Here is a 22,567-nt window from a genome sequence, read left to right on the forward strand (position 1 = left end):
CCGCAGCCCTGGACCATAGGTGGTCGGCCTCAGGCCGGGCGGAGGAACGCGAGGCGGCCGGCGGAGCCCGGGAGTACGTCGCCTACATCGACCGAGGCCTCGCGGAGAACCTCCGCCAATACCTCTTCTGGCTGCCCGAAGGCCGCCCGGCTCCAGCTCACGATCCTCTTGCGTGTCGCGGTCAGCTCCGCCTGAACGTCATCACCACCGGTCCGGGCAGCGGTCGGCGGTGCGGCATGGGCGCCGGGCCGGCGCCCGTCAGCGGCCCTGATCCAGTTCCGCAGCGTCTCGGTGCTCACCCCGAGACCACCGGCGACCGACATGATCGGCACTCCCTGCCTCGAAGCGGTACAACACGACCGCGTCCGCCTTGAACTCTGCGGCGCAATGCTCAACACCCACAGGGACTCCGTTCTCCTGGACCATCAAGATCCCAGTGTCTCCGGTGTCCAAAGCCCAGGGTCAAGGCCCCATCGCCTTGATACCGGCTTCGACTTGTCACAGCGCAACCCCTCGCGGGAAGTATTTGTAAGGCAGTGACAACACCGAACTCGACCATGATGTCGGCCCGTATGAAGGACGGGGAAGGACAGCGTCCATCGGATCGAGGAGTGCCAATGTCCCGAAAGCGGACCATGAGTTCCAAGAAGAAGCTCGTGCTCTCTGTCGCCGCGGGAGCACTGGTGACGGGAGGGTTCGTCGCCACAATGGCGCCCAGTAATGCCGCCATACCTGACGTCGTGTGTCCGGGGTCAACGGTGACGTTGTCGGGCGAGGCGGGGCCGCCGGCCGCAAGCAGCGGGACATTCCCGGTGGGGACGAAGTTGAAGGTGACGAATCTGGACAACGGTCAGGCGACCACGGTGACGGTGAACGGCCCGTCGGGCAGCTGTGTCCTGTTGAACAACGCGGCCTTCGACAAGGTGCGGGAGCCGGGCAAAAACCTGATCCGGCGGGCGCTCATCGAACGCGTGGAAGGTGGCGGTGACGCGCTTGCGGGTGCAGCGGGTGGAGCGGGTGGACAAGTGCCGCCTGCCACAGGTGAGAGGGTGTGTCCGGGGTCGACGGTGACGCTGTCGGGCGAGGCGGGGCCGCCGGCCGCAAGCAGCGGGACATTCCCGGTGGGGACGAAGTTGAAGGTGACGAATCTGGACAACGGTCAGGCGACCACGGTGACGGTGAACGGCCCGTCGGGCAGCTGTGTCCTGTTGAACAACGCGGCCTTCGACAAGGTGCGGGAGCCGGGCAAGAACCTGATCCGGCGGGCGCGCATCGAACGCGTGGGCTAAGAAGTCATCTCATTTGGCGATTCTGCGGTAGTGGATGAGGGTGCACGTTAGGCTGGTGAAGGCGAGGAAGTGCTCGGCCTTGCGTTCGTAGCGGCGGTGTAGTCGTCGGCAGCCGGCAAGCCAGGACGTGGTCCTTTCGACGACCCATCTGTGGCGGCCGAGCCGTTGTGAGGATTCGATGCCTCTGCGGGCGGTGCGGTGCCTGATGCCGCGTCCGCGTAACCATCGTCGCAGGTGGACGTAGTCGTAGCCCTTGTCCGCGTGGAGCTTGCCGGGCTTGCGTCGTCGCCGTCCGCGGCGTGAGCGGATGGGCGGTATGCCGCGGACGAGGGGCTCGAGAGCCTTGACTGTCGTGGAGGTTGACGCCCGAGATCGCGACGGACAGGGGCGGACCGGTCCGCTCGGCGATCAAGTGGATCTTCGACCCGAACTTGCCTCGATCGAAACCACGGGCCGACCGTGACCATCCGGTGTTCTACGCCGTTACCCCGCTGCCGCACGGGCGCTCCCCCGTAGCCCGTGCGGCCCCCGGCGGTGAGGCCCTGCCCGACACCATCGCCGGGAACACCAGCCGGGTGATCACGGCCGAGGGCCCACAACGAAGCCGGCCACCCACCGGCGTACGTCGTGGACACGTTGGGCAAGCGGCCATCAGGGCTGATCGGCTCGGGGGTGGGGTCCGGCCATCCGGAAGGGCTCAAGATCGACTTCCTGGCCCCGGGTCCGCTCCGCGAAACTGGGCACAGGCGCTTTTCGACGGAAACGGGTGAGGTGTGGGGTGGCGGACTCCGAGGACGACCTCATCATCCGCCACGTCGTCGGGCGACTGGTGGAAACGCACCCTCGATTGGAACCCCATCTGGTGGAGACGGCGGTACAGACCGCATACGAGGAACTTCGGTACGCACGGGTGCGGACCTACCTGCCCATGCTGATCGAGCGGCGCGCCAAAGACCTCCTACCACCCGGCGATCAACCGCCTTCACCCTGACCACGGGCGGGCGCGAGGAGCAGGCGGTCGGTCCGCAGCCAATGCCCTCGGCCAACAGCATGGAACGCATCCACTCACCCCCCGACGGAGGCCTCCCCACCAGTGGTCCCGACGGCAAGAACCAGAACGGCACCGCATGGCGCCCTCTGGGCCAAAAAGGGCGAAAACGGTTGCGGAACAGTCGATGAACACTGACGCACTCCTCTTTGACGCCAGACTGAAAGGTGCAGAAGTGGACATAGGCCTGATATGGACTTCAACTCGTCCCCGGCAGGAAAGGGGCCCGAGCCGGAAGATCACCAGCCGACTCGCGGCACACGCGCTTCCTTCTTCCTCGCGCTCACCGCGATCCTCCTCTTCCTGACGGCAGCCGCCTTTCTCGCCCACGGCTTCACCATGCTCTTCGAATAGCACGACCACCCCTGCCGGGCTGCCGGCCGAGGCCGGGACATGCGGCGGCCACGAACCGGAGCGCGCCGGGTTCGAGGCCGCTTGGCCTCGGCGGGAACGCAGGTCGTGCTCGACGACGAGCTCGGCGCGCGCCTCGCCGACCTTGGTGACGCGCAGGCGCCGGTTGCGCGCCCGCATGCCGGCGGCCAGGTCACGGTACAGCTGCTTTTCGGCGACAACGCCGCCGGCCACGAAGCCGTCCCCTCCCAGGGTTCACTCGCGGACGCCCCAGCCAACGCCGGACGCACCCCAGGGGCCGCCCCGACGAACAAGTTCTCACGCCAGGGCCTGTGATCGCCTATCAGTTCCTGGCAGCTTCCTCGTCGGGGCGGTCAGGAGCGGATCCAACCCTAGGGGGTGGTACCTGCCTGCGGCCGGCCACGCCCGCCGCGCTCCTGGACCAGCGCGCCGGGCATGCCGGGCCGTCGCCGCACGACGGCCCGCACCATCAGCCACAGCAGCGAGGCGTTGGCCAGGGCACCGGCCATCAGAACGGCGTAGAAGCCGAACCCGGTCCAAATCGCGGGCTCCGCGAGCACCGACGTGTCGGGGGCCCAGTCGGCGGGAACCGGGGAGGCAGAGAAGTCCGCCGGCTGCGGTGGCGGCTCGGCGCCGGAGTAGGGCTGTCCGACCGGCGCCGCACCGAGAGAGGCGGGGTCGGGCGCTCCGAAGGGGATCAGTAGGAGGAGGCTGATCGGTGCGGTGGCCAGCATCGGCCAGATCCCACCGAACCCGATGTCCCCGGTCCGGGCGACCGCCTCCACCCAGACCTGCAACCCGAGTACGAGCGCCAGGTATCCGGCGGGTACCCACATCTCTACCTTCGCCCAACGCCGTTCCATCCTGCTCCCCATCGCCGTTCCGTTCGATCTGCAGCCAGTGTCGAAGGAACCGGAACACACCACCTGAGTACGCCTACTCATCCCGCCGGACTCGCGTACCTGGTCGCAGCCACCGGGGCTCCGCAGGCGGATCCCAGTGCGCCTGGACGTGGCGGACCGAGCAATGACTGTCCGGGGGTGCCGGATTGCGGCGGGTACTGGGCGTGCTGGTCGTCACCGATGCTCCGCCTGGGTGCGCGAGGTCGGTGAGATGGGGGCCGGCGCCGTGGCCGGGTGTGAGGCAGGTCCGGTCCGCGTGTGTCGCGGACCGGACCTGTGTGGTGGGCGCGGGTGCCCGGTGGGGCGGGTGGGTGTTACGGCAGGGTGGCGAAGGGGATGTCGATGTAGGACTCGTTGTCCTTGGGGGAGGTGATCTCAAGGGCGGCGGGGACGGTGTTCTCGTCCGCGAAGAACGGGTCGTAGCTGTCGACAATGAGTTGCAACTGGCGGCCCTTGGCCAGGACGTAGTGTGCGGGCTGCAGGCGGAAGGTCACCGTGGCGGCCTGCTGGTCGGTCAGGGTGTAGGGGGCGTGGGTGATGATCGCGGCCCGGCCGGTCGCCGGGTCGCAGTCCAGCAGGTAGGCGGTGAAGGTCGAGTTCTTCGTCTGCGGCCTCACGGTGAGTCGGACCTCCAGGTCGCCCTGGACGCGCATCGGCCGTTCCAGCGGCGCGGTGGTCCAGACGGCGGCGACGTCGCGCTTGATCTCGGCGGTCTTGTAGACGTGCGGGAGTCCCACGCGCTCGGCCAGGCCGGTCTGGACGAGCTTGGGCGCGACGACGATCCCGGTGTCCGGGCCGGCGGCCTGAACGGAGCGGGTCCAGCCCGCCTGCGGCTGGCCCTGGGTCAACGGCGCATCCTGCTTGCCGGCGGGCACGGCGCCGAGGTGGAAGCGCTGCTTGGGGAGGGCGTAGTCCGCCCAGTCGTTGTGGGTGAGATCGGACAGCAGGTTGTGCATGTACTCCGAGCGGATGCCGAACTGCGGCAGGGCGCCGTCGCCGGCGGAGCCGCCGAGGTGGTGATCCATCCACCGGTAGGTCATCTCAGTGGGCTTGGAGATGCCGCCGACCAGGCCGGGCAGTTCGCTGTTGCCGTGGTCGCCAACCTGTACCAGCAACGACTTGGGTCCCTGCAGCTTGGTGAAGAGGTCGACGACAGCAGGCACGGAGAAGATCGTTTCGTGCCAGGAAGTGGTCAGCAGGATCGGCAGCTCACGGTCGTTGTATGCCTTCAGCTGCTCCATCGGCGAGCGGAGCTTGGCGAACTTCCTGACCTCATCGTCGATGACGTTGGCGCGGATCTTCCTGATGATCGCCTGGAACTCCTCCGAGCAGCGCTCCTCGTGGAACAGGGCCACGAGCGCCTCGAATGCCTTGATGTGCCGGGTGCCGTTCTCGAACAACGAGGTGAACAGGTCACCCCAGGCGCTGGCGCCCGCCACGGCCTTGACCCGCGGGTCCCGCGCCGCCAACAACAGGCTGGTACCCGCGCCGTAGGAGGCACCGAAGCATCCGATCCGGTCCGCGTCGATGCCTTCCTGCCCTGTGAGGAAGTCGAGGATCTCGACTCCGTCCTCGACATCCCGGGGGCCGGCGACCTGAATCTTGCCCTCGGAGCCGGCCAGACCGCGCTGGCTGTAGGTCAGGACGGCGTAGCCGCCCTGCGTCCAGCGCGGGATCGTGCCGAAGTAGGCCAGCCGGCCGAAGTCGCTTAACGGGGCGGGCATGACGATGGCGGGACAGGTCTGCCCCGGCGCGAGGTTGCGCGGCGTGCTCAGCCCGCCATCGATCCGGGTCCCGTCCGCCATGGCGATCTGGAACTCCCGGTACTCGGCGATCTCCGCCTGCACCTCGTATGTGTCGGCAAGACCCCACTGGTCGAGCCTGCCGATCCGACGCGGCGACGGGTCGAGCAGTGCTTCGCGGATCGCCTCCAGCTTGGCGACATCGTCGGGGCTGAGAGCGAACGGACTATCGGGGGATCCGTTGACCGGCATGGATGTTCCGCCTTCCGTGGCAGTACTTCTGATGGTGTGTCACAAGCATGATCGTTCCGGTGTGATCACCTCCGGCAAGCAAACCGGACCTGCCACTCGAACGAGTGACAGGCGGCTGTTGAAACCTCGGAGGGAACCGATATGGCTCGTCAAGGCACCAAGCCCGGATCGCACCGCACCGCGCGCCAGTGCCAACGCTCAACTCGCCGACTGAAGGACTCTGAAACCCGTGGTCCTGGGTAACCAAAGGGGACACCCCCCGGCCGGGTCAGGGCAGGGGACGACTCGCCGAGCAGCTTGTCGCCGGCCAGTAACGAGAGGAGCAGGGCCCCGGATCCACGGGGCAGTCCTCCGGCGACATCACACGCGTGCACCAGTCGCAGACCAAGCCGGCCCTGGCCCCGGCGACAGTGAGGCGCGTAACTGCCTCCGCTGCCCGCTCGAACCAGGTGGCTTCCAAGACGGTCACCGGGGCGGAGTCAAGCAGTTGTCTGCTCCGCCACGCGCTCAGGCCAGTCAGCGACCGAACCACTTGCACAACGTTGATCCCTCGGGCTCCGACCTCGGTCAACACCACGCCGAACCCTGGTTCCTCCACCATTCCCTCCGAAGGGTGAGATCGGGCTCCGGGGCGGGGCGCCGCCTACCCGCTCCGCAGCGTCGAACCATGCTGCCCGGCGCGGTGGAAGAGCCGCAACTCCATTGGACCGGCGCGGGCTGATCCGTTGTGTGAACCTCGCGGTCGCGGGTCGGAGGGCGGCCTCTCTGGTTGCCGGCCGTTGTCGATGAGCATGCCCGTGGATGTCGAAGAGTTGACCCGGCAGACCGCACGTGCGATCTCTCGGTTTCGTGTCAGTGCGCCACCCGCACGAAAACCGCCTCGTGACAGTGGAATCGCCTCGATCTCTCACATCCACGACAGTGGGCCCCACCCCGAAAAGTAGCGCTGACCTGCGCCAACCCACAAACCCTCACTGTCTCCCACTCCACTGTCACGAAAGCGAGAGATCGCAGGCTGGGTGTGAAGCATGCCGCATGGACCCGTAAGGCCCCCGCGAAGGCAGGGGCGCGGTAGCGGGTACAGCTGGGGGCCAAGACCGACGCCGCCGGGGCTAGCCGAGGGCACCTCCCCCGCTCACGGCACCCCCGCTGAACGATCCGCCGCTCTGGAAGTTGTTGCCGGCGCACTGCGAGGCACCCACGACACCGGTGCAGTTCGCGATGTTCTGCACCTCCTGGTCGACGAGGGGCGCGCCGAGGCCGCCGCACTGGTTGGTGGGAATGCTCAGGGGGACGTCCGCGGTGAGGGCGCTCACCACGCCGGCGGCATACGCGGTGGCCGCCGAGGCCACCGAACGCCCACGGTTGGTGCAGTGGTTGTCATGGGCGCTGTTGCCGACACCAACGACGTCCGTGGCACCCGCCGGAGCGGCGAAGGAGAGCGGGAGCACAACGGCTGACACGGCAACACCGCAGATCACAGCACCACGAAAGGTATTCACCCCGTGTGAACGAGGTCGCCTCCCCCACGTCACTCCGGTCGGCCCGGGGGGGCGGGGGCCGCGAACCCCGCACCGATCCACTCCGGGTCCGCCCCGGCCCGCGCCCAAAACGGAAGTCCGCCTACGTCAGACCGAGGTGGCCGAACAGGAAGGCTCGCCGCGACCGACTCGACTCGGCACAGCTCGCCGAACTCGGCGTCGAGTGGGCGCGGGACGCCTGAGGTCGGCCGGTGCGGGCGCCCAGGGGCGGGTCGGTCAGGTCGGGGTGTCCGGCCGGGTTGGCGGGGTCGGGGCGGTGTGGAGGTTGGGGTTGGGGTTGGGGGTGAGGATGCGGCGCAGGATGGCTTCGACCTCATCGCGGGTGGGCGGGTGGCTGATTGCCAGGCCGTGCAGGGTGATGCCGTTGGTCGCGGCGTCGACGGCGGCGGCGGTGACGGGGTCGGTGTAGCGGGAGCAGGCCCGGATGGTGAGCTCGGTGTAGCGGTCGGCGATGGCGCGCAGGGCGGGGTGGCGCAGGGCGGCGAGGTAGAGCTCGAACTCCATGACGTTCTGGCCCCGGCCCTCGGTGGTGAAGCCGGTCATCAGGGCGACGGTGAGGAGGACGGCGAACTGCTCGGGGGTGAGGTCGGGGCGTTGGGCGGTCCAGGTGTCGAGGTAGGTGGCGAAGCGGTCGACGGCCCGGTGGAGGGCGGCGGCGATGAGGTCCTCGCGGGTCGCGAAGTGGTAGGTCGTCGCCCCGAGGGGGACGGCGGCTTCCGTCGGGGCCTGCCGGCCGGGTGCCGCGGCGGCCGAGGTGGTGGTGGAGCGGGAACGGGCCGCCGCCGGGACACCCTCTTGACCGATACGGGCGCGGCGGGCGCGGAGGGTGGTGTCGTCAGGGAGTGCAGGGTCGCGTCCGCGAGCCGCCCGGCCGTGGTGGAGACGGGTCCGCCCTGCCAGGAGGTGTCGGCCTGGAGGCGGGCCAGGTGCGCGTCGAGGAGTGCGGGGCCGCCCTGGTCGCGGATCCGGTCCATGCGGGCCGCGAGCAGGGGCCAGTAGCGGGAGCCGACCAGGAGAGTCGGCGGCGGCTTCCACCGCCTCCACGAGCGTGATCAGCAGGGTGAGGACGACCGCGGCGCCGCCACCCCGGGCAGCACGGGGAGCCCGCTTCAGGGCCCGGGTCGAAGCGCGCCGTCCGGCACGGGCGCGGCCCTGCAGGGAGCGTGCGCTGCCTTACGCCCACCCCGGTCGGACACGTTCGTCGGCTACGGCGCCCCGGTTCGAAGACCCGTGCGAGAGGAAGTCAGCGGTGAACACGGTGGCGGATCCAGAGGACGCAGGCGTGATGAAGCGCCGTTTGGGCGTGCAGGACGCGGTGGTGATCGGCCTGGGGTCCATGATCGGGGCGGGCATCTTCGCCGCGCTCGGCCCGGCGGCGGGAGCTGCCGGTTCCGGGCTACTGATCGCGCTGGCCCTGGCGGCCGTCGTCGCCTACTGCAACGCGACGTCCTCGGCACGGCTGGCCGCTCTGTATCCGCAGTCCGGCGGCACCTACGTCTACGGGCGTGAGCGGCTGGGCCAGTTCTGGGGCTACCTGGCGGGCTGGGCGTTCATCGTCGGCAAGACCGCCTCCTGCGCGGCCATGGCCCTGACCGTCGGTGCCTACCTGTGGCCCGGCCAGGCTCACGCGGTGGCCGTCGCCGCGGTCGTGGCGCTGACCGCGGTGAACTACGCGGGGGTGCGGAAGTCCGCACTCCTGACCCGAGTCATCGTCGCGGTCGTCCTGGCTGTCCTCGCCGCCGTGGTCGTCACTTCCGTGACCTCCACCGATGCGGACGCCGCGCGGTTGGACATCGGCACGGACGCCACCGTCGGCGGCATCCTCCAGGCCGCGGGCCTGCTGTTCTTCGCCTTCGCCGGCTACGCCCGCATCGCCACCCTCGGGGAGGAGGTCCGCGACCCGGCCCGCACCATCCCGCGCGCGATCCCGATCGCGCTCGGCGTCACCCTCGCCGTCTACACCCTCGTCGCCCTCGCCGTCCTGATGGTGCTGGGGCCGGACGGGTTGGCACAGGCCACCGCCCCACTGTCGGACGCCGCACGGGCCGCAGGCGCCGACTGGCTGGTGCCCGTCGTCCGGGTGGGCGGCGCGGTCGCCGCGCTCGGCTCGCTCCTCGCGCTGATCCTGGGGGTCTCACGCACGACCCTGGCGATGGCCCGGGACCGGCACCTGCCGCACGCCATGGCGACGGTCCACCCCCGCTTCGGTGTTCCGCACCGTGCCGAACTGGCCGTGGGAGCCGTCGTCGCGCTGCTCGCGGCGACCACCGACGTACGAGGCGCGATCGGCTTCTCATCCTTCGGCGTCCTGGCCTACTACGCCATCGCCAACGCCTCCGCCCGGACCCTCACCCCGGGCGAGGGCCGGCCCAACCGGCTCGTGCCCGTCATCGGGTTGGCCGGCTGCGCGGTCCTCGGGTTCGCACTGCCCCTGAGCAGCGTGGTCGCCGGGGCCGCGGTCCTCTCCGTCGGCGCGGGCGTCTACGGTCTGCGCAGGGCCACCACCACATAGGCCGCGTGCCCGGCGAGGCGGGTCAGGCGACGTCGATGTGGACGCTGGTGGACTTGACCCGGGCGGTGGCCGAGACGCCGGGCGCCAGCCCGAGCTCCTCGACGGCCTCGTGGGTCAGTAGGGAGACCACGCGGTGGGGACCGGCCTGGATCTCCACCTGCGCGGTGACGTCGCCGAGGATCACCCGGGTGACGATGCCCGGCATCGCGTTGCGGGCCGAGGTCGTCGTCTTCGATTCCTCGGCGTTCTCCTTGGCGAGCTCGACGCAGAACGCAGCCAGGTCCGGGCCCGGGATCAGCCGCTTGCCGCCCTGACGGGTCGCGGGGAACCGTCCCGCGTCCGCCCAGCGGCGGGCGGTGTCACTGCTGACGCCGAGCAGTACGGCGGCCTCGCTGACGGTGTAGTAGCGCACGCCGCCACCCTAGTTGGGGGCAGAGCAAGGGCATGGTCAGGTGAGGGCCTGGACGGCGTACAGGATGCCGATCGCAGCGGCCAGGGTGCCCAGGAGCAGGCGCAGGAAGGTTTCCGGGAGGCGGGGTTGAAGGCGGGCTCCGAGGTAGCCGCCGATCAGGCCGCCCGCCCCGCAGGCCGGCCCGATCCACCAGTCGGGGGCGACCGGGCCGGTGCTGACCGTGGCCAGCACCGTGTACGTGGCGGCCCCGGCGATGGAGGTGGTGAACGTCGCGGCGAGGGTGGCCGGGGCGATGCGGGTCATGGGCATGCCGCGGGCGGCGAGGATCGGTCCGAGGAGGGAGCCGCCGCCGATCCCGTAGATCCCGCCGACCACTCCGACCGTCAGGGCCAAGGTGGCGAGCGCGGGCGGCGACGGCTCGGCCGCGTCCGGCCGTCGCCGGGCGGGGCGCAGGGTGCGCCAGCACAGCCACGTTCCGAGCGGCAGGAGGAAGGCGGCGACCAGGATGCGGAAGACGCCGGGGCCGGGAAGGGCGAAGACGCGGATAGCGGCGCCGGCGATGACTCCGGGCAGCGTCCAGAGGGCCAGGCGCCGGGCCAGCGGGCCGCGTAGAGCGCCGTCGCGGCGGTAGCGCCACAGGGCGCCTGGCCCGGCCACCACATTGAAGAGCAGGTTCGTCGGCGTGACCGCGGGACTCGGCACGCCCAGAACGCTGATCTGAACCGGCAGCAGGAAGACCGCCCCGGACACGCCGACCGGAGCGGTCACCGTCGAGATCAGCAGGCCGGCCGCGAACCCGGCCCAGATCGTCCACTCCACCACTGCCCCCGCCACTCCTCGATCGCCCGGTCAGTATCAACGCAGCGAGTAGCGGGTACGCGAAGTGGCAACGAGATGTTCACGAGCAGCAGGCGCAACCCGGGCAGCCAGACGGCCGACAGCACCGTGGCGGAACTACATGTCCCCGTTCAGTTCGTCGGCGCGTTCGTATTGGGATAGGGCTTGACCCAGGCCGAACCAGGTCGCCGGCCACGTGGCGATGAAGATTCCCCACCGGTCCGCCCGGTCGATGCCCGCCGGCTCCACCTTCAGCGCGGTCACCCAGGAGGCGACGGACAGTCCGATGGTCAGGCAGGCGATGGTGTTCGCGTGCTCGCTTCGCAGGCCCTCGAATGGCGGGCGCGAGGAGCACCGCAGGAACGCAGTCCCCGGCGGGCAGCCGAAGGAACGTTCGACGACTACCGGCCCGTTTCGGCGGCTTCAACCGCGGATTTGATGCCCCGCAGTGCCTCCGCGAGACCGTCGTCGACCTGGGTGCCTTCGACGCTGTCGGTGTGCAGTTCCACCGAGAGCAGGGAACTACTGGCATGGTCCCCGGCGGTGACGTGCAGTCGGCCGTGGTAGTCGTGCGGTCCCGGTGCACCCCACTCCAGGGACTTGCCCTCCTCCAGCACGCGGATCCACGCCTCGCTCTTGACGTTCTGCTCCGGCTCGCCGGGGGGTTCGATGTGCGCGGTCACGGTGACCCGGTCGCCGTCGTGCGGCTTCGCGGAGGTCAGCCGCGGCATGTAGGCGGGGAGGTTCTCAACGTCGGCGAGGTAGCTGAACAGCGTGGCCGGGGGTACCGCCACGGTGATCGAAGTGTCGTAGTCACCCATGGGGTATCCCGTTCCCCGCCAGCATGACAGGCAAAACCGGACGAATCCGAACCAGCGATGCGGTGATGCAACCGGCAGTGCCGTACCTCCAGCTGGTGCAGAGGTTTCGCATCCATGTCGGCACCGCGTGCGAAGCGACGAAGTCGCCCCGTCCGGCGGAACCGGAACGGCGCGGTCGCGATTGCGCGGCCGGGTCCTGTGCGTGTTGGTCGGTCGGCTCAGTGGGGCCAGTGGCGGCTGGTCACCACGTAGGGGGCGAGGGTACGTGCGCGCTTCCAGATGGCGTGGAGTTGTTGGGTGGGGCGTTGCTGTTCGCCCTGGAGGGCGTTGAGGATGATCAGGCCGCCGGTCAGGGTGGGTACCACCCACTGGATGTAGGAGAGGTGGCGTTCGGCCCGGCCGGTGTCGGGCCGGTGATCCTGATTCTTCTCGGTGTCGGTCACCGTCACCCCGGAAGCCCCGCAGCGCATCCGGGCTGGTCCGAACGGCCCGCCGGAAGGAGCTGCACTTGACCGGCTCCGATCGAGGGGGGCGTGACGTCGAGCCCGGACCGATCGTCTGTTGCGACGTCCTCGTCCGGACCGGCGGGGACGCCCAGTATCCGGCCGGTGCCGGCCACCGCACCGCGCACCCTCGTGGGCCGCTGCTTGATCACGCGCCCGCCCAGCGACGGCACCGGAGGTCGCAGTCCCCGTCTGCCCGGGCCACGCCGTTAGAGCATCCGGAGGGTGGGCCGGGTACGAAGAGCCTGGTGAAGCTGTCCCGCATCGGCTCTGGCGCAGCATGGGGAGTGCCGGTGTCGGCGGCGGGGTGAGAGAGGGTTGGTGCGTGGTCTGTGGAGGCTGATGTGGGGCGTGGTCGGATCGGTCTGGCGGAGGTGCTGGCGGCCGCTGAGGCGGCCGCGCCGGTGGACTCACTCGACGTGGTGGCGCGCAGTCTGCGGGATCGGTTCGGCGCGGCGTCCGTGTCGTTCCTGTTCGTCGATGTCGTCGGTCGGCGTCTGCTGCGGGTTCACGACACGGCGGCGGAGCGGCATGAGGACCGCGCGGAGGAGGCTCGGCTGTCCGGTCGGAGCGTCTACGACGAGGTCCTGAGCGGTCAGCGGCTGGTACTGGCCGCGGACGGCGGGCAGGGGCAACGGGTGCTGGCGCCGGTGACCAACCGCGGAGACACGATCGGGGTCCTGGAGCTGTTCCTGCCCGAGGTCACGCCGGAGGTACTGGTCGAGGTGGAGGAGGCCGCGCACGCGCTGGCGTACATCATCGTCACCGACCGCCGGTTCACCGACCTCTACCACTGGGGCAACCGCACCACCCCGGTCAGTCTGTCGGCGGAGATCCAGCGCCAGCTCCTACCCACCGCCGCCTCCTGCGAAGCCCCCCAGTTCACCCTCGCCGGCGCGTTGGTTCCGGCCTCCGACATCGCCGGGGACACCTACGACTACAGCCTCGACGCCCACACTCTGCACCTGTCGATCACCGACGCCATGGGCCACGACGTCGACGCCGCCCTCATGGCCACCCTCCTCGTCAACGCCTCCCGCGGCGCCCGCCGCGCCGGAGCAGACCTCGCCGAGCAGGCACGCCAGACCCACCAGGCGCTCCTCGACCACGGCCGCCACACCCTCGCCACCGGGCAACTCCTACGCATCGCACTCGACGGAAGCGGCGCCCAACTCGTCAACGCCGGCCACCCCTGGCCACTCCTGCTGCGTGAGGGCGCGGTCACCGAACTGCCCCTGACCGTGAACCTGCCCTTCGGCTACGCCGGCTTCGAAGGCCCGTACGCGGTCCAGGACCTCGACCTGCGACCGGGCGATCGCCTCCTGCTCCACACCGACGGCATGCAGGAACGCGACGCCGAAACCGTCGACCTCCCCGCCCTCCTACGCAAAACAGCCGCCGAGCATCCGCGTGAAGTCGTCCGGACCCTGGTCGGCGCGGTCTCCGACGCCTACGACGGAATGGCGCCCAGGGACGACGCGACCGTCCTGTGCCTCGACTGGCACGGACCCCACAACGACTGACGCCTCACGGACACCCGACCAGGAGCGCGGGCAAGAAACGATACGGGTGGGGTGAAAAGGGGGCTATCCGTAAGGAGAAGGGGCAGGGGCCGTACCCGCCCGCGATGCGGAAGGAGAGCCCGGTGGTTCCACCCGCGCCCTTCCTCGACCAGTCGGTCCCGCGCACCGGCGAGCCCACCAGCACGGCACGTGACGCCACCCGCGACTTCCTCCGCCACGCCACCCTCGCCCGACCGCCCGCACGACCCGAATACCTCGACGCGGTCCTCCTGATCGTCGCCGAACTCGTCACCAACGCCATCCGCCACACCAACGGACCGGCCACCCTCCGCGGCGGCAGGACCATCCACGCCCACGCCCCCTGGTAAGGCCCGAACTCAGCAGCCGGCTTCCCCCGCAGGCGGCAGACGGCAGGCCACGGGCGCGATGGGAAGAGAATGGCCCCGACCGCCCCGCGGGAATGGAACCGGGCAGGGGCGAGCCCCGACATAGCCGGGGGGATGGGACGGCCAGAACTCCGAAGCTGTGTCACGGTTCGGAGCCGGGGGCGCTGCCACCGGGTGAGCTCGGCGGCGACGGCGGGCTCGGGGCGGGCGCGCCTGGTTGTCGAAGGCGCTCCCTAGTCGGCAATGGCCCAGCCGTAGAGGGCTCCCAGCGCCAGAATGAGGGTGATAAAGAACCTTTTGGCGAGTTTCACGGCCACTCTCTCGCTGGACGGGACTGGGCCCCGACCACCCGGGGAAGGGAGTCGGGGCCCAGCGGGTGACGAATGTTCGTCGCCCATGCCTAGTGGCGCCGGTTGTCCTTGATGTCGTCCTTGGTCCGGCGAGCGTTGCCCTTGGCCTGGTCGGCCCGGCCTTCGGCGGTCATCCGCTCGTTGCCGGCCATGCGGCCCATGGCTTCCTTGGTCTTGCCCTTGGCCTGCTCGGCCTGCGCCTTGGCCTTCTCCGTGCCCGACATCGGGACCTCCTCGTGTTGTACCGGATTTGGTCGTGACGTTCTCGTGCTCACGATCGCCGCCCGCAAACCCGTGGGCATTCACCCACTTCCTCGAATCGGCGGGAGAGGCCTGGTGAGAGCGAGGGATCCATACCTGCGGAGGGCACACCCACCTGCCACCTGCCACCTGCCACCTGCCACCTGCCACCTGCCACCTGCCCACGGTGCGCACATACCGCGACGGCCGGACCGAACACTCCCTTACCTGCAGCCGCCGTCAACACGAAGTGCCGGGCACCAGCGGGTCATGGGGTCTCCGCGTCGGCCGTCACGCCAAGATGAGGGCCCCGGAAGGCATCGGCCGTCCGGGGGACGGGAGGCAACGCCTTGATCACTGTGGACGTCCAGCACCGCGACTACACCCTCTGGGCCATCGTCGGGGGGAAACTCGACGCGGACGGCGGCGCGGTGCTGGGGCGGGTACTGGAACAGGTCACCGGCTACGAGCGGGTCCTCATGGTGGATCTGCACGCCATGGTCCTGATGGACCGTGAAGGGCTGCTTCACCTGCTGGACCTGCACCGTCGGGCGGAGGGCTGGGGGCTTCGGGTCCTGGTCGTGGGCTGGCAGCCCCAGCCCCAGCAGTTCATGGCCGACACCGCCGGTATCCGCGGGCGCGGTGCGGCGACCGGCGAGCGGTATGCGCTCGCCGGGTTCCGCCGGCTCATCGAAGAACGCGCTCACCAGGCCCGGGACCTCGCCGACGGGGCGCCACTGGTCGGACCGGCCGGCTGAGTGCCTCCTCGGCCTCGCCCGGCTCCCGCCGTCCTCACCATCCCGGGGCCGGAGTCCTGGTCACCGCGCCGCGGGCCGTTCCATCACGGCCCGCGGTCTCCGGCGGCGACCGGACACCACCGCCGGGACCTCCTCACCGTGCGCGGGACGGAAAACCGATCCTCAGACCTCGCCGCGCCAGGAACCGGTCTCGCGGCCTCGATCCTCGATGTACTCCTTGAACCGCTTGAGGTCGCCGGTGATCTGCCGCTTCACGAACCCGAGCTTGTCCCCGAGATTCTCGGCGAAGCCTTCCGGGTCGTAGTCGAGCTGCAGCATCACCTTGGACTTGTTGTCGGAGAGGTGGTGGAACGTGACCACGCCGGCCTGCTTCACCTCTCCGCCCACTGTGGTCCAGGCGACCCGCTCGTCGGGAATCTGCTCGGTGATCTCCGCGTCGAACTCGCGGTCCACTCCCCCGAACTTCGTCACCCAATGGGTCAGGGTGTCGGTGCGCTGCTCGATGCGCTCGACCCCATCCATGAAGTGGGGGAACGACTCGAACTGCGTCCACTGGTTGTAGGCGATACGCACGGGAACGTCGACCTCGATGGACTCCTCGACCTTCGGGGCCGGACACGTAAGGCGGTGCCAGGCGGGCAGCCGTTCCTCATCGGCCCGAACGGCGGGCGCCCCTGACCGCGACGAGCCGACGGAGCCGCTCTACCGGTGCAATGGGCACCCCGGGCGATGAGCAGGGCGCGAGGTGGCCTATTGGGCCACCGCCGCGGCGGGCATGGGCCATCTCGCCGCTCAGAACGCGGGCATGGTCGATCAAGGCCTGCCCGGCGTGCTCCTGATGGGAGCGTTCATGGTTCAGAGTCTGCCGCTGGGGCGGACAGGCCGGATGACCAGTGTGTGACGGAAGGCATTCCGGGCTCGCCCCGTGGACGGCGTTCATCCGACCTGCGGTTTTGAGGTCCACGCCGAAGGGCACCAAATCCAGGGTTTGGCGTCCGAGGGCGGGATCGGATATCTGGCTAGATCCGTACTTCGTGGGTGGTGGCGAAAGGTAGATTCTGGCGGCAATGCGCAGGTGTCTGGCCCCGCGGCTATCGGCGGCCATCCCGTTTACGCTCGCTGCGCCGCAGTGCGCGACGTTGCTTTCCTGGCAGGGTGGCGGCCAACTCGCCCACCAGGGAGACGTCGTGGCAATCGTCCTTCCGGCTGCCCCGGCACCACCACACCGGTGCGCCGGCCGCGTCCGTTTCGCCCTGGCACCAGTCGTCAGTGGTCCCTGCGGGACGAGGGTGCATTCCGATCTTGTGTTCCGAGCAGATCGGCCAGACCCGCCAGAGCAACTCCATGATGGTCGACTGTGCCGCATCTGCGACCACAGTCAGGACCGTCGTCGCATCGTCCGGCTCTGGCGGGTCGCCCTCCTCCAGGTCGCACACGTTCACCGGATTCCCGTGCCAACGGCCGTCGGGCCGGGAGATGCTGCTGGTCATGACCAGGACCGATGCTGAAATACGAGAAGTGGTTCACCGGGGCATCGTCTCAGTCACCCCGTCTTTCAGCGGTGGCTGAGGGTGAAATCAGCTCAGGACTGAACAGCAGCAGAGACAGGTAGATCACCACGATCAGTGCGGTGACGGCCAAGGCGCCTTTGAAGTCGCCGTATCGCCACTTCCTCGCCTTCCTCGGGTTCGCCGCAGTCATGGCCTGCCGCAAGAAGCGCGCCGAAGTCGCCACGACACTGTCTTAGCGGTAGTACCGCGTCGTCGTTCCGTTGTGGCGGAGCTGGTACAGCTCCGGGTCTGCGGCGCACAGGTGCACCGGAAGAGAAGTCCCGGAGCCGAGGGCATGACTCATCGTTTCCATACCACCCGAAACGGAGTATTTGTTGATCTCTCCCGTGTTTCGGAGCTCGTACACCTTCCCGGGGGCGGCGCCAATCTCCAGAACGTCCGCGTGTGTGGCGACGGAGTGCCATGATCCGCCGGTGTAGTGGAGAACCTCCCCGAAAGCGGGACCCAGTCTGACCTGACACAGGATTCCTGCAGCGGCTGCGATCTGCGTCGTGGCGGGATGGGAGTCGAGGAGTTGCCAGCCGGTCCCGGGAGTGCCGGTGTACCGGTGGATGGCTCCGGTCGTGTGGTGCCGCTGATAGAGCTCGTTCCCGCCGGCCGCGATCTCGATCGTCCTGGCGTTGGAGTCGAGAAGTTCCCAGCCCGTCATGGGCGTGCCGGTGTACCGGTAGATCCTCCCGGTGGTGTGCCGCTTGTACAGGTTTCCACCGGACGCGGCGAGTTGTGCGGTGGCCGGGTTGGAGTCGAGGAGTTGCCAACCCTCCATGGGAATGCCCGTATACCGGTAGATGGCTCCGGTCGTGAGGTGCCGCTGGTAGAGCTCGTCGCCGTCGGCCACGATCTCGATCGCCTTGGGGTTGGAGTCGAGGAGTACCCACCCCCTCGCCGGATCGTCCAGCCGGTACTCGTAGATGCGCCCATTGTTGTGCCGCTTGTACAGCCACATGCCGGACGCGGCCAGCTGAGCGGTCGCCGCATTCGAGTCCAGCGGCTGCCAGTAGAGGCTCCGCGCACGACTGACGTCGTTCGGTGCCAGGTTGCGCTTGATATATCCCGGATTCAGTACCGGCCACATGACGTCCATGTAGCCCTCGATGTACCTGGCATGCGTGAGGCCGATCAGGTGTCCGATTTCGTGGACTGCCATGCTCTGCACATCAAAATGCCCCAGGCTGTACCCGATCGACCACAGCGCCTCTGTGTTGTCGAAGTGAAGGGGTCTGGGGAGCACCGAACCGCCCGATCCCGTCCGGCATCCGGGCGGCAGAGCCGAATGCGCGCTCTCGGCTCCCACGAGCGTCACACAGTTCGGATGGTCCGCCGGCACCCACCTGACCAGGATGTCCGGGTTCGCGCTCTCCACCACTTCGGTGAAAGTCACCGGTATGACCTTCTGCCATGTGGCGAAGGCTTCGCGTACCGCCTTGTATTCGTTGTCGTCCGGGATCTGAGCGGTGCCGCCGCCGAAGGCGTACGTCAGACGGTTGCGTTTCCATGCACAATCGGGACCCTCGTCGGTACCGTTCCTCAGGCTGGGCATCCCACACCGCGGACGTGTCATCTGGTCCCGCGTCTGCGGGTCGAAGACGCCGGTCCGCCGGAGCCCCTCGTACTCCTGGAACCTGTCCAGCGCCAGTGCGGTGATGTCGTCCAGGCGACCTTGTTCGTAGGAGCCCGAAGGCAGGTATCCGTGGCGGACGAGGAACTGCTGGACGGCACCGAATCCTTCACTCCTGTCACCGCGAGCTGTGGGCGCGACGTCGGCCATCTCGAATTTTTGCTCGGGTTCGTGGATTCCCATGCTTCACTCCTCAAGCTTCTTCCGGAGGCGGTGGCGCGGTGGGCATGTGGTCGGGACCGGGACGAGACGCGAGGCGCGAAGGATGCGCGTGCTGCCGAGGCCGGTGACGAGGGGGTCCCCGTCGGGGGTCCCTTCGGGGAGGAGTTCGACGGCGAGGACGCTGAGCGAGGTGTCGGCGGGGAGGCCGAGGGCTTGGAGACTCGTGCGTACGTCGCCCTGGCCGAAGGCGACCTCGCTCTGGTGGAAGGGACGGTCCCCGTCGTCGCCGGTGTCGGGCCGTGGGGCGTACCCGGTCCGCACCAGTACGTTGCGCCAGTCCCGGCCGTCGGCCTGCAACACCTGGGCGTACAGCAGGGCGCCGATCCTCGTCGTCGGCGGGAACGGGCGGACGTCGACGCCTTGGTGAACGGGAGCGGCGTGCGGGGCCCGGACCGCGATGCCCCGGTCGGTGCGCGCGACCGCGCAGCGCAGTCGCGGTGGCGGGTGCTGGACGCCCGCCACCCGAAGCGGCGGACCGAACCGGCCGTGCGCGGTGGTCCAGCGGGTGCCGTCGTGGCCGACCCTCAACTCGTAGACGAAGAAGCCGAACAGCTCCGGCGCGTCGGGGTCCATTCCCTCCGGCAGCGGCAGCAGGTAGCGGCGGCCTTCTTCGGCCGCCGTACCACCCAGCGGCAACTGGGACTCCTCCGCCGGAACGAGCGGCTGCATCAGGGCGAGCCCCGCCGCGTCCCTGGAGCTGCCGGGCACGATGACCCGGACGGGTTCGTCGACGGCGAGGGGTGGCTCGGAGGGTTCAGGCAGCGGCCGGTCGTGGCCGAGGAGCATGGGGTCCGGTCCGTAGGCGAGGACGCGGGCGAAGTACCGGTCGTCGGGGTCGTCCGGCGGCCGGTCGAGTTCCACGTAGAGTCGGTTCAGGCGCTCCCCGGTGAAGGTGTAGCGGCCGGCATCACGGACGTAGGCGTCAGCGGCGAAACCGGCCGAGCGCAGCCGCGGGACCTGCGCGGGCGGGGTGGTGATGGGGAGGTTCAGCCGCCAACTCCGGTCGGGATCCCGGTGCTGTGGCTCTTCCCCCGAGCGGAATATCGGCGTCAGGGTGTAGCCCAGGCGAGCCTCGCGGGGCGCCGTCCCGCCCGGCTTGGGGTCGTAGGCGTCGAGGAACACCAGCTGGGTGCGCTCCCTGTCAGGCGGTTGCGCGGCGGCGCCCGTAACCGCGGCGGCCGTGCCGACCGCCCGTGGCAGCACGATCTCGCCGATGACCGCGCCGTCGCGGCGCACGCTGAAGGCGACGGGGTCGAGCCCGTCCCACGTCCAGTCCCGCTCGATGCTCAGCCGGACGCACACCAGCCAGCGCAGCGCGAGGTCGTCCGCGGCGGCGAAGGTGAGCGACGAGCGGTCGTGGCCGAGGATGTGCCGCAGGCTGTTCGCCGCGCCGAGCACCAGCCGGGTGCCGGCGGGTGCGGAGAGCGTGAGCCCGGAACGTACGAGCCTCAGCTGGTGGGCGAGCCGGTCCAGCAGATCCGACGGGGCGTCCTGTCGCCGGCGTCCCGTGGCGGCGAGAGCGGCCTCGAGGACGGGGCCCGGCGGTTCGTCGGGTTGCAGGAACACCGCCTGGATGTCCGGGCCCTCGGCCGGCCCGGCGAGGAGCCCCGTCTCCTTCTCCGGTCGGGCGCGCAGCTTGAGGCCGATCGGGGTGGTGCCGGTCCGCGTCTCCTGGGTGCCCCAGTACGCCGGCGTGGGGTCGGGGCGCCCGACGGGGGTGAGGACGAGCCGTACGTCGCGGGCGGTCGGCAGGCACAGGGGGGCGAGGGGGCCCGGGAGCCGGTTCGCGAGCTCCTCGGCCTGCTCGATGTCCTCGAAGACCGCGCCCAGGACCAGCGGCTGGTCGGCGGCGGGCGGGAACTCGCGCGTCACCGAGTAGAGCGGTACGTACGGCAGACCCGTGTCGGAGTCGGCGGCCGGGTCGCCATCGAGGGTGCGCACCAGGACGTCGACCCGCAGTCGGGTGACGTCCGGGTCGGGCAGGGCGGCCTCCCGGCCGGCCGCCCGGGCCGCCGGGGCATCGGCCAAGAGCAGGTCCATGGCCTGTGGCAGACCGGTGTAGAGGATGTCGGGGTAGCCGAGGAGGGGGCGGCGGATCTGGTAGACCGCGCTCTTCCCGTCGGGGGGAGGGCCGCCGCCCGGGTCGACGCGGACCGGCCCGGGCGGTACGTAGCGGCGGAAGTGAACGACCGTCGTCGGTGCGGGCCCTGCCGCCGGGTCTTCGGCGTCGGCCACCGTGGGACCGCCGCCCGCAAGGTCCGCGAGACGCACCCGGAACCGGTACGAGCGTCCGTAGCGCAGGGGAGGAATGCCGGCGGTCACCGCCCGGTACACGCCGTCGGAACCGAGCTGGGGCTTGCCGGTGATGCGGAACGCACCGGGGTCCGTGAGGACGTTCGAACCACCGGTCCAGGCCGTGAAGTAGCTCGGCAGCCAGAATTCGCCGCCCGCACTGAAGGTGTGGTTGACCGGCAGGGTGTCGACGGTCAGTTCCCCGTCGAAGGGGCCGAGGGCCATGCCGTCGAGCTCCAACCGGTCGCCGTGGACCGCGGCGAGGGAGTGCCAGGACGGATCGGTGGCGCCTTCCTCACGTACATCCACGCGGTAACCGGCCACGCCCGACGGCGTATTGGGCGCGGGCCCGGCACACAGGGCGTTGACGCCGAACTGGCGGTTGAGCCACACCGTGACCTGCTCGTCGTCCCAGCCGAGACGGATACCCGTGTCCTTGACGGGCGGCAGCGCCCCCGGCGCCGGCTCGGGTCCTTGGTCGACCTGGGCGGCGCTGTGCGCCTGGTCGCCGTGGACGGCGCGGGCGAATCCGTCGTCGTAGGCGTCGGCTTCGACGAACACCTCGTCGAAGGTGCCGGGCGCGGAGCCGGAGCCGGGTCCCTCGGTGGCGGGGAAGAGCACGGCTGCGAAGACGGACCGCTCGGGCGCGCCCGCGAGCGGCGGTATCCGCGCGGCGAAGCGGGCCAGGAGCCCCGGGTCGCTGTTCGCCTGCGCGCGGTAGGCGCTCCCGGCGGCCAGGTCGGCGAAGAGGTAGCCGCCCCGGTCGAAGGGGTTGTCTTCGGGCAGCGCGAGGGTTGTCGTGTGGAGGAGACCGAGCCCGGTCGCGAGGAGGGGCTGGCGCAGCACCAGGGCGAGGATCTCCTCCCATTCGAGACCGGTTCCGGGCTGGTCGGGTGGGGACGACGACGGCGTGTCCTTCAAGGCGCAGGTGTACGAAGCGTCGGTGACGAAGTACTGCGAGTCCGACTCCGTGTACTGGGTGGCGTTCCGGTAGCTGTGCGGCAGGAACTTCTTGACGGCTCCTGGCGGCGGCTCCTGCGGCTCGCTCGTCGACCGGATGGTGAAGCTGCGGGCCAGTGCGTCGAACAGGGCGCGCCGCCGGGAGGCCGGTGCGGTGGCGAGGGGTTTGCGCTGATTGGCGGCGGCGGTGAGCTGCGGCAGCGCGTCCAGGGTGGGCACGATGACGGCCTCGAAGGAGAGGTCGGCGTCGGCGAAGGGCGTGGGGGTGCCCTGGAGCGAGGCCCGGGGGTCGCCCTGTGGCAGGGCGAGGACGGCGAGCGTGAGGGTGGCGGGTGAGGACGGCCCGGTCCGGGGGCGCCAGCGTCGGGGCATGACCAGGAGGTTGAGGGGTGCGCTGTCGATGGCCATCGGATCGT

At 69.9% G+C, this 22,567-nt stretch carries 25 protein-coding genes and 1 pseudogene; 7 read left to right on the plus strand and 19 right to left on the minus strand.

The window, feature by feature from the left end; genetic code table 11:
* Window positions 1–29 precede the first annotated feature (29 nt).
* Window positions 30–323 (minus strand): hypothetical protein, encoded by a 294-nt coding sequence (locus ACFY0I_RS21125; RefSeq protein WP_388897887.1) that lies wholly within the window; start codon window positions 321–323, stop codon window positions 30–32.
* Window positions 324–635: 312 nt separating this feature from the next.
* Between ACFY0I_RS21125 and ACFY0I_RS21130 the strand changes: the two genes are divergently transcribed.
* Complete coding sequence (locus ACFY0I_RS21130; protein WP_388897890.1) at window positions 636–1,289, plus strand: hypothetical protein; 654 nt, start codon at window positions 636–638, stop codon at window positions 1,287–1,289.
* Between the two features lie 9 nt (window positions 1,290–1,298).
* Here the strand turns inward: ACFY0I_RS21130 and ACFY0I_RS21135 are convergent.
* A pseudogene (locus ACFY0I_RS21135) lies at window positions 1,299–1,731 on the minus strand (IS5 family transposase); the annotation flags it as partial.
* Between the two features lie 336 nt (window positions 1,732–2,067).
* Here ACFY0I_RS21135 and ACFY0I_RS21140 point away from each other — a divergent pair.
* Window positions 2,068–2,280, plus strand: a complete 213-nt coding sequence (locus ACFY0I_RS21140) for a three-helix bundle dimerization domain-containing protein (RefSeq protein WP_388897893.1) — start codon at window positions 2,068–2,070, stop codon at window positions 2,278–2,280.
* On the opposite strand, the gene ACFY0I_RS21145 is transcribed toward ACFY0I_RS21140, so the two are convergent.
* Window positions 2,272–2,868 (minus strand): DUF6354 family protein, encoded by a 597-nt coding sequence (locus ACFY0I_RS21145; RefSeq protein ID WP_388898437.1) that lies wholly within the window; start codon window positions 2,866–2,868, stop codon window positions 2,272–2,274. The genes ACFY0I_RS21140 and ACFY0I_RS21145 overlap by 9 nt on opposite strands.
* Between ACFY0I_RS21145 and ACFY0I_RS21150 the strand changes: the two genes are divergently transcribed.
* Entirely contained in the window at window positions 2,797–3,024 is a 228-nt protein-coding gene (locus ACFY0I_RS21150; RefSeq protein WP_388898490.1) for a hypothetical protein, read from the plus strand. The genes ACFY0I_RS21145 and ACFY0I_RS21150 overlap by 72 nt on opposite strands.
* Window positions 3,025–3,080: 56 nt before the next feature.
* Here the strand turns inward: ACFY0I_RS21150 and ACFY0I_RS21155 are convergent, their stop codons facing one another.
* The 5 genes from ACFY0I_RS21155 to ACFY0I_RS21175 all read right to left on the minus strand — a co-directional run bounded on the left by ACFY0I_RS21155 (window position 3,081) and on the right by ACFY0I_RS21175 (window position 8,190).
* On the minus strand, window positions 3,081–3,572 hold the full coding sequence (locus ACFY0I_RS21155; protein ID WP_388897896.1) for an SCO4225 family membrane protein: 492 nt from the start codon (window positions 3,570–3,572) through the stop codon (window positions 3,081–3,083).
* Between the two features lie 353 nt (window positions 3,573–3,925).
* The gene (locus ACFY0I_RS21160; RefSeq protein ID WP_388897899.1) at window positions 3,926–5,605 is read right to left on the minus strand and encodes a CocE/NonD family hydrolase; all 1,680 of its coding nucleotides are present in this window, start codon (window positions 5,603–5,605) and stop codon (window positions 3,926–3,928) included.
* Window positions 5,606–5,873: 268 nt separating this feature from the next.
* On the minus strand, window positions 5,874–6,206 hold the full coding sequence (locus ACFY0I_RS21165; protein ID WP_388897902.1) for a ribosomal protein L7/L12: 333 nt from the start codon (window positions 6,204–6,206) through the stop codon (window positions 5,874–5,876).
* Window positions 6,207–6,717: 511 nt separating this feature from the next.
* Window positions 6,718–7,068, minus strand: a complete 351-nt coding sequence (locus tag ACFY0I_RS21170; protein ID WP_388897905.1) for a hypothetical protein — start codon at window positions 7,066–7,068, stop codon at window positions 6,718–6,720.
* 294 nt (window positions 7,069–7,362) lie between these two features.
* A complete protein-coding gene (locus ACFY0I_RS21175; protein WP_388897907.1) occupies window positions 7,363–8,190 on the minus strand; it encodes a TetR/AcrR family transcriptional regulator in 828 nt (275 codons plus the stop codon).
* Between the two features lie 241 nt (window positions 8,191–8,431).
* On the opposite strand from ACFY0I_RS21175, the gene ACFY0I_RS21180 reads away from it, so the two are divergent.
* Window positions 8,432–9,658 carry an APC family permease gene (locus ACFY0I_RS21180; protein WP_388897910.1) on the plus strand — a complete coding sequence of 409 codons (1,227 nt, stop codon included), beginning with the start codon at window positions 8,432–8,434 and terminating at the stop codon, window positions 9,656–9,658.
* Between the two features lie 22 nt (window positions 9,659–9,680).
* Here the strand turns inward: ACFY0I_RS21180 and ACFY0I_RS21185 are convergent, their stop codons facing one another.
* The 5 genes from ACFY0I_RS21185 to ACFY0I_RS21205 form a co-directional block, all read right to left on the minus strand.
* Window positions 9,681–10,070, minus strand: a complete 390-nt coding sequence (locus ACFY0I_RS21185) for a molybdopterin-binding protein (protein ID WP_388897913.1) — start codon at window positions 10,068–10,070, stop codon at window positions 9,681–9,683.
* Between the two features lie 36 nt (window positions 10,071–10,106).
* Entirely contained in the window at window positions 10,107–10,889 is a 783-nt protein-coding gene (locus ACFY0I_RS21190; protein WP_388898440.1) for a sulfite exporter TauE/SafE family protein, read from the minus strand.
* Window positions 10,890–11,024: 135 nt separating this feature from the next.
* Window positions 11,025–11,171 (minus strand): hypothetical protein, encoded by a 147-nt coding sequence (locus ACFY0I_RS21195; protein WP_388897916.1) that lies wholly within the window; start codon window positions 11,169–11,171, stop codon window positions 11,025–11,027.
* Window positions 11,172–11,308: 137 nt separating this feature from the next.
* Complete coding sequence (locus ACFY0I_RS21200; protein ID WP_388897919.1) at window positions 11,309–11,728, minus strand: SRPBCC family protein; 420 nt, start codon at window positions 11,726–11,728, stop codon at window positions 11,309–11,311.
* Between the two features lie 218 nt (window positions 11,729–11,946).
* Complete coding sequence (locus tag ACFY0I_RS21205; RefSeq protein ID WP_388897922.1) at window positions 11,947–12,171, minus strand: hypothetical protein; 225 nt, start codon at window positions 12,169–12,171, stop codon at window positions 11,947–11,949.
* 404 nt (window positions 12,172–12,575) lie between these two features.
* Between ACFY0I_RS21205 and ACFY0I_RS21210 the strand changes: the two genes are divergently transcribed.
* Window positions 12,576–13,754: a PP2C family protein-serine/threonine phosphatase gene (locus ACFY0I_RS21210; RefSeq protein WP_388897925.1), complete on the plus strand. Its 1,179-nt coding sequence runs from the start codon at window positions 12,576–12,578 to the stop codon at window positions 13,752–13,754.
* Between the two features lie 122 nt (window positions 13,755–13,876).
* On the plus strand, window positions 13,877–14,122 hold the full coding sequence (locus ACFY0I_RS21215; RefSeq protein WP_388897927.1) for a hypothetical protein: 246 nt from the start codon (window positions 13,877–13,879) through the stop codon (window positions 14,120–14,122).
* Between the two features lie 418 nt (window positions 14,123–14,540).
* On the opposite strand, the gene ACFY0I_RS21220 is transcribed toward ACFY0I_RS21215, so the two are convergent.
* Window positions 14,541–14,714, minus strand: coding sequence for a CsbD family protein (locus ACFY0I_RS21220; RefSeq protein WP_388897930.1), 174 nt, complete (start codon window positions 14,712–14,714; stop codon window positions 14,541–14,543).
* A 375-nt stretch (window positions 14,715–15,089) separates the two neighbouring features.
* Between ACFY0I_RS21220 and ACFY0I_RS21225 the strand changes: the two genes are divergently transcribed.
* The gene (locus ACFY0I_RS21225; RefSeq protein WP_388898443.1) at window positions 15,090–15,488 is read left to right on the plus strand and encodes a hypothetical protein; all 399 of its coding nucleotides are present in this window, start codon (window positions 15,090–15,092) and stop codon (window positions 15,486–15,488) included.
* Between the two features lie 162 nt (window positions 15,489–15,650).
* On the opposite strand, the gene ACFY0I_RS21230 is transcribed toward ACFY0I_RS21225, so the two are convergent.
* The 5 genes from ACFY0I_RS21230 to ACFY0I_RS21250 form a co-directional block, all read right to left on the minus strand.
* Complete coding sequence (locus ACFY0I_RS21230; RefSeq protein WP_388898446.1) at window positions 15,651–16,130, minus strand: SRPBCC family protein; 480 nt, start codon at window positions 16,128–16,130, stop codon at window positions 15,651–15,653.
* Window positions 16,131–16,579: 449 nt separating this feature from the next.
* On the minus strand, window positions 16,580–16,978 hold the full coding sequence (locus tag ACFY0I_RS21235; protein WP_388897932.1) for a hypothetical protein: 399 nt from the start codon (window positions 16,976–16,978) through the stop codon (window positions 16,580–16,582).
* A gap of 49 nt (window positions 16,979–17,027) precedes the next feature.
* The gene (locus ACFY0I_RS21240; protein ID WP_388897935.1) at window positions 17,028–17,222 is read right to left on the minus strand and encodes a hypothetical protein; all 195 of its coding nucleotides are present in this window, start codon (window positions 17,220–17,222) and stop codon (window positions 17,028–17,030) included.
* A gap of 9 nt (window positions 17,223–17,231) precedes the next feature.
* Window positions 17,232–18,860 (minus strand): matrixin family metalloprotease, encoded by a 1,629-nt coding sequence (locus ACFY0I_RS21245; protein WP_388897938.1) that lies wholly within the window; start codon window positions 18,858–18,860, stop codon window positions 17,232–17,234.
* Window positions 18,861–18,863: 3 nt separating this feature from the next.
* The gene (locus tag ACFY0I_RS21250) at window positions 18,864–22,559 is read right to left on the minus strand and encodes a hypothetical protein (RefSeq protein WP_388897941.1); all 3,696 of its coding nucleotides are present in this window, start codon (window positions 22,557–22,559) and stop codon (window positions 18,864–18,866) included.
* Window positions 22,560–22,567: the final 8 nt, after the last annotated feature.

The organism is Streptomyces sp. NPDC001568 (assembly GCF_042893755.1).
GTDB lineage: Bacteria > Actinomycetota > Actinomycetes > Streptomycetales > Streptomycetaceae > Streptomyces.

What these genes read in the sequence shown, in the direction of transcription:
- ACFY0I_RS21125 (WP_388897887.1), bottom strand. Translation starts at nt 323, where the DNA reads ATGTCGGTCGCCGGTGGTCTCGGGGTGAGCACCGAGACGCTGCGGAAC.
- ACFY0I_RS21130 (WP_388897890.1), top strand. Translation starts at nt 636, where the DNA reads ATGAGTTCCAAGAAGAAGCTCGTGCTCTCTGTCGCCGCGGGAGCACTG.
- ACFY0I_RS21145 (WP_388898437.1), bottom strand. Translation starts at nt 2,868, where the DNA reads ATGCGGGCGCGCAACCGGCGCCTGCGCGTCACCAAGGTCGGCGAGGCG.
- ACFY0I_RS21155 (WP_388897896.1), bottom strand. Translation starts at nt 3,572, where the DNA reads ATGGAACGGCGTTGGGCGAAGGTAGAGATGTGGGTACCCGCCGGATAC.
- ACFY0I_RS21160 (WP_388897899.1), bottom strand. Translation starts at nt 5,605, where the DNA reads ATGCCGGTCAACGGATCCCCCGATAGTCCGTTCGCTCTCAGCCCCGAC.
- ACFY0I_RS21165 (WP_388897902.1), bottom strand. Translation starts at nt 6,206, where the DNA reads ATGGTGGAGGAACCAGGGTTCGGCGTGGTGTTGACCGAGGTCGGAGCC.
- ACFY0I_RS21180 (WP_388897910.1), top strand. Translation starts at nt 8,432, where the DNA reads ATGAAGCGCCGTTTGGGCGTGCAGGACGCGGTGGTGATCGGCCTGGGG.
- ACFY0I_RS21200 (WP_388897919.1), bottom strand. Translation starts at nt 11,728, where the DNA reads ATGGGTGACTACGACACTTCGATCACCGTGGCGGTACCCCCGGCCACG.
- ACFY0I_RS21220 (WP_388897930.1), bottom strand. Translation starts at nt 14,714, where the DNA reads ATGTCGGGCACGGAGAAGGCCAAGGCGCAGGCCGAGCAGGCCAAGGGC.
- ACFY0I_RS21235 (WP_388897932.1), bottom strand. Translation starts at nt 16,978, where the DNA reads ATGACCAGCAGCATCTCCCGGCCCGACGGCCGTTGGCACGGGAATCCG.
- ACFY0I_RS21245 (WP_388897938.1), bottom strand. Translation starts at nt 18,860, where the DNA reads ATGGGAATCCACGAACCCGAGCAAAAATTCGAGATGGCCGACGTCGCG.
- ACFY0I_RS21250 (WP_388897941.1), bottom strand. Translation starts at nt 22,559, where the DNA reads ATGGCCATCGACAGCGCACCCCTCAACCTCCTGGTCATGCCCCGACGC.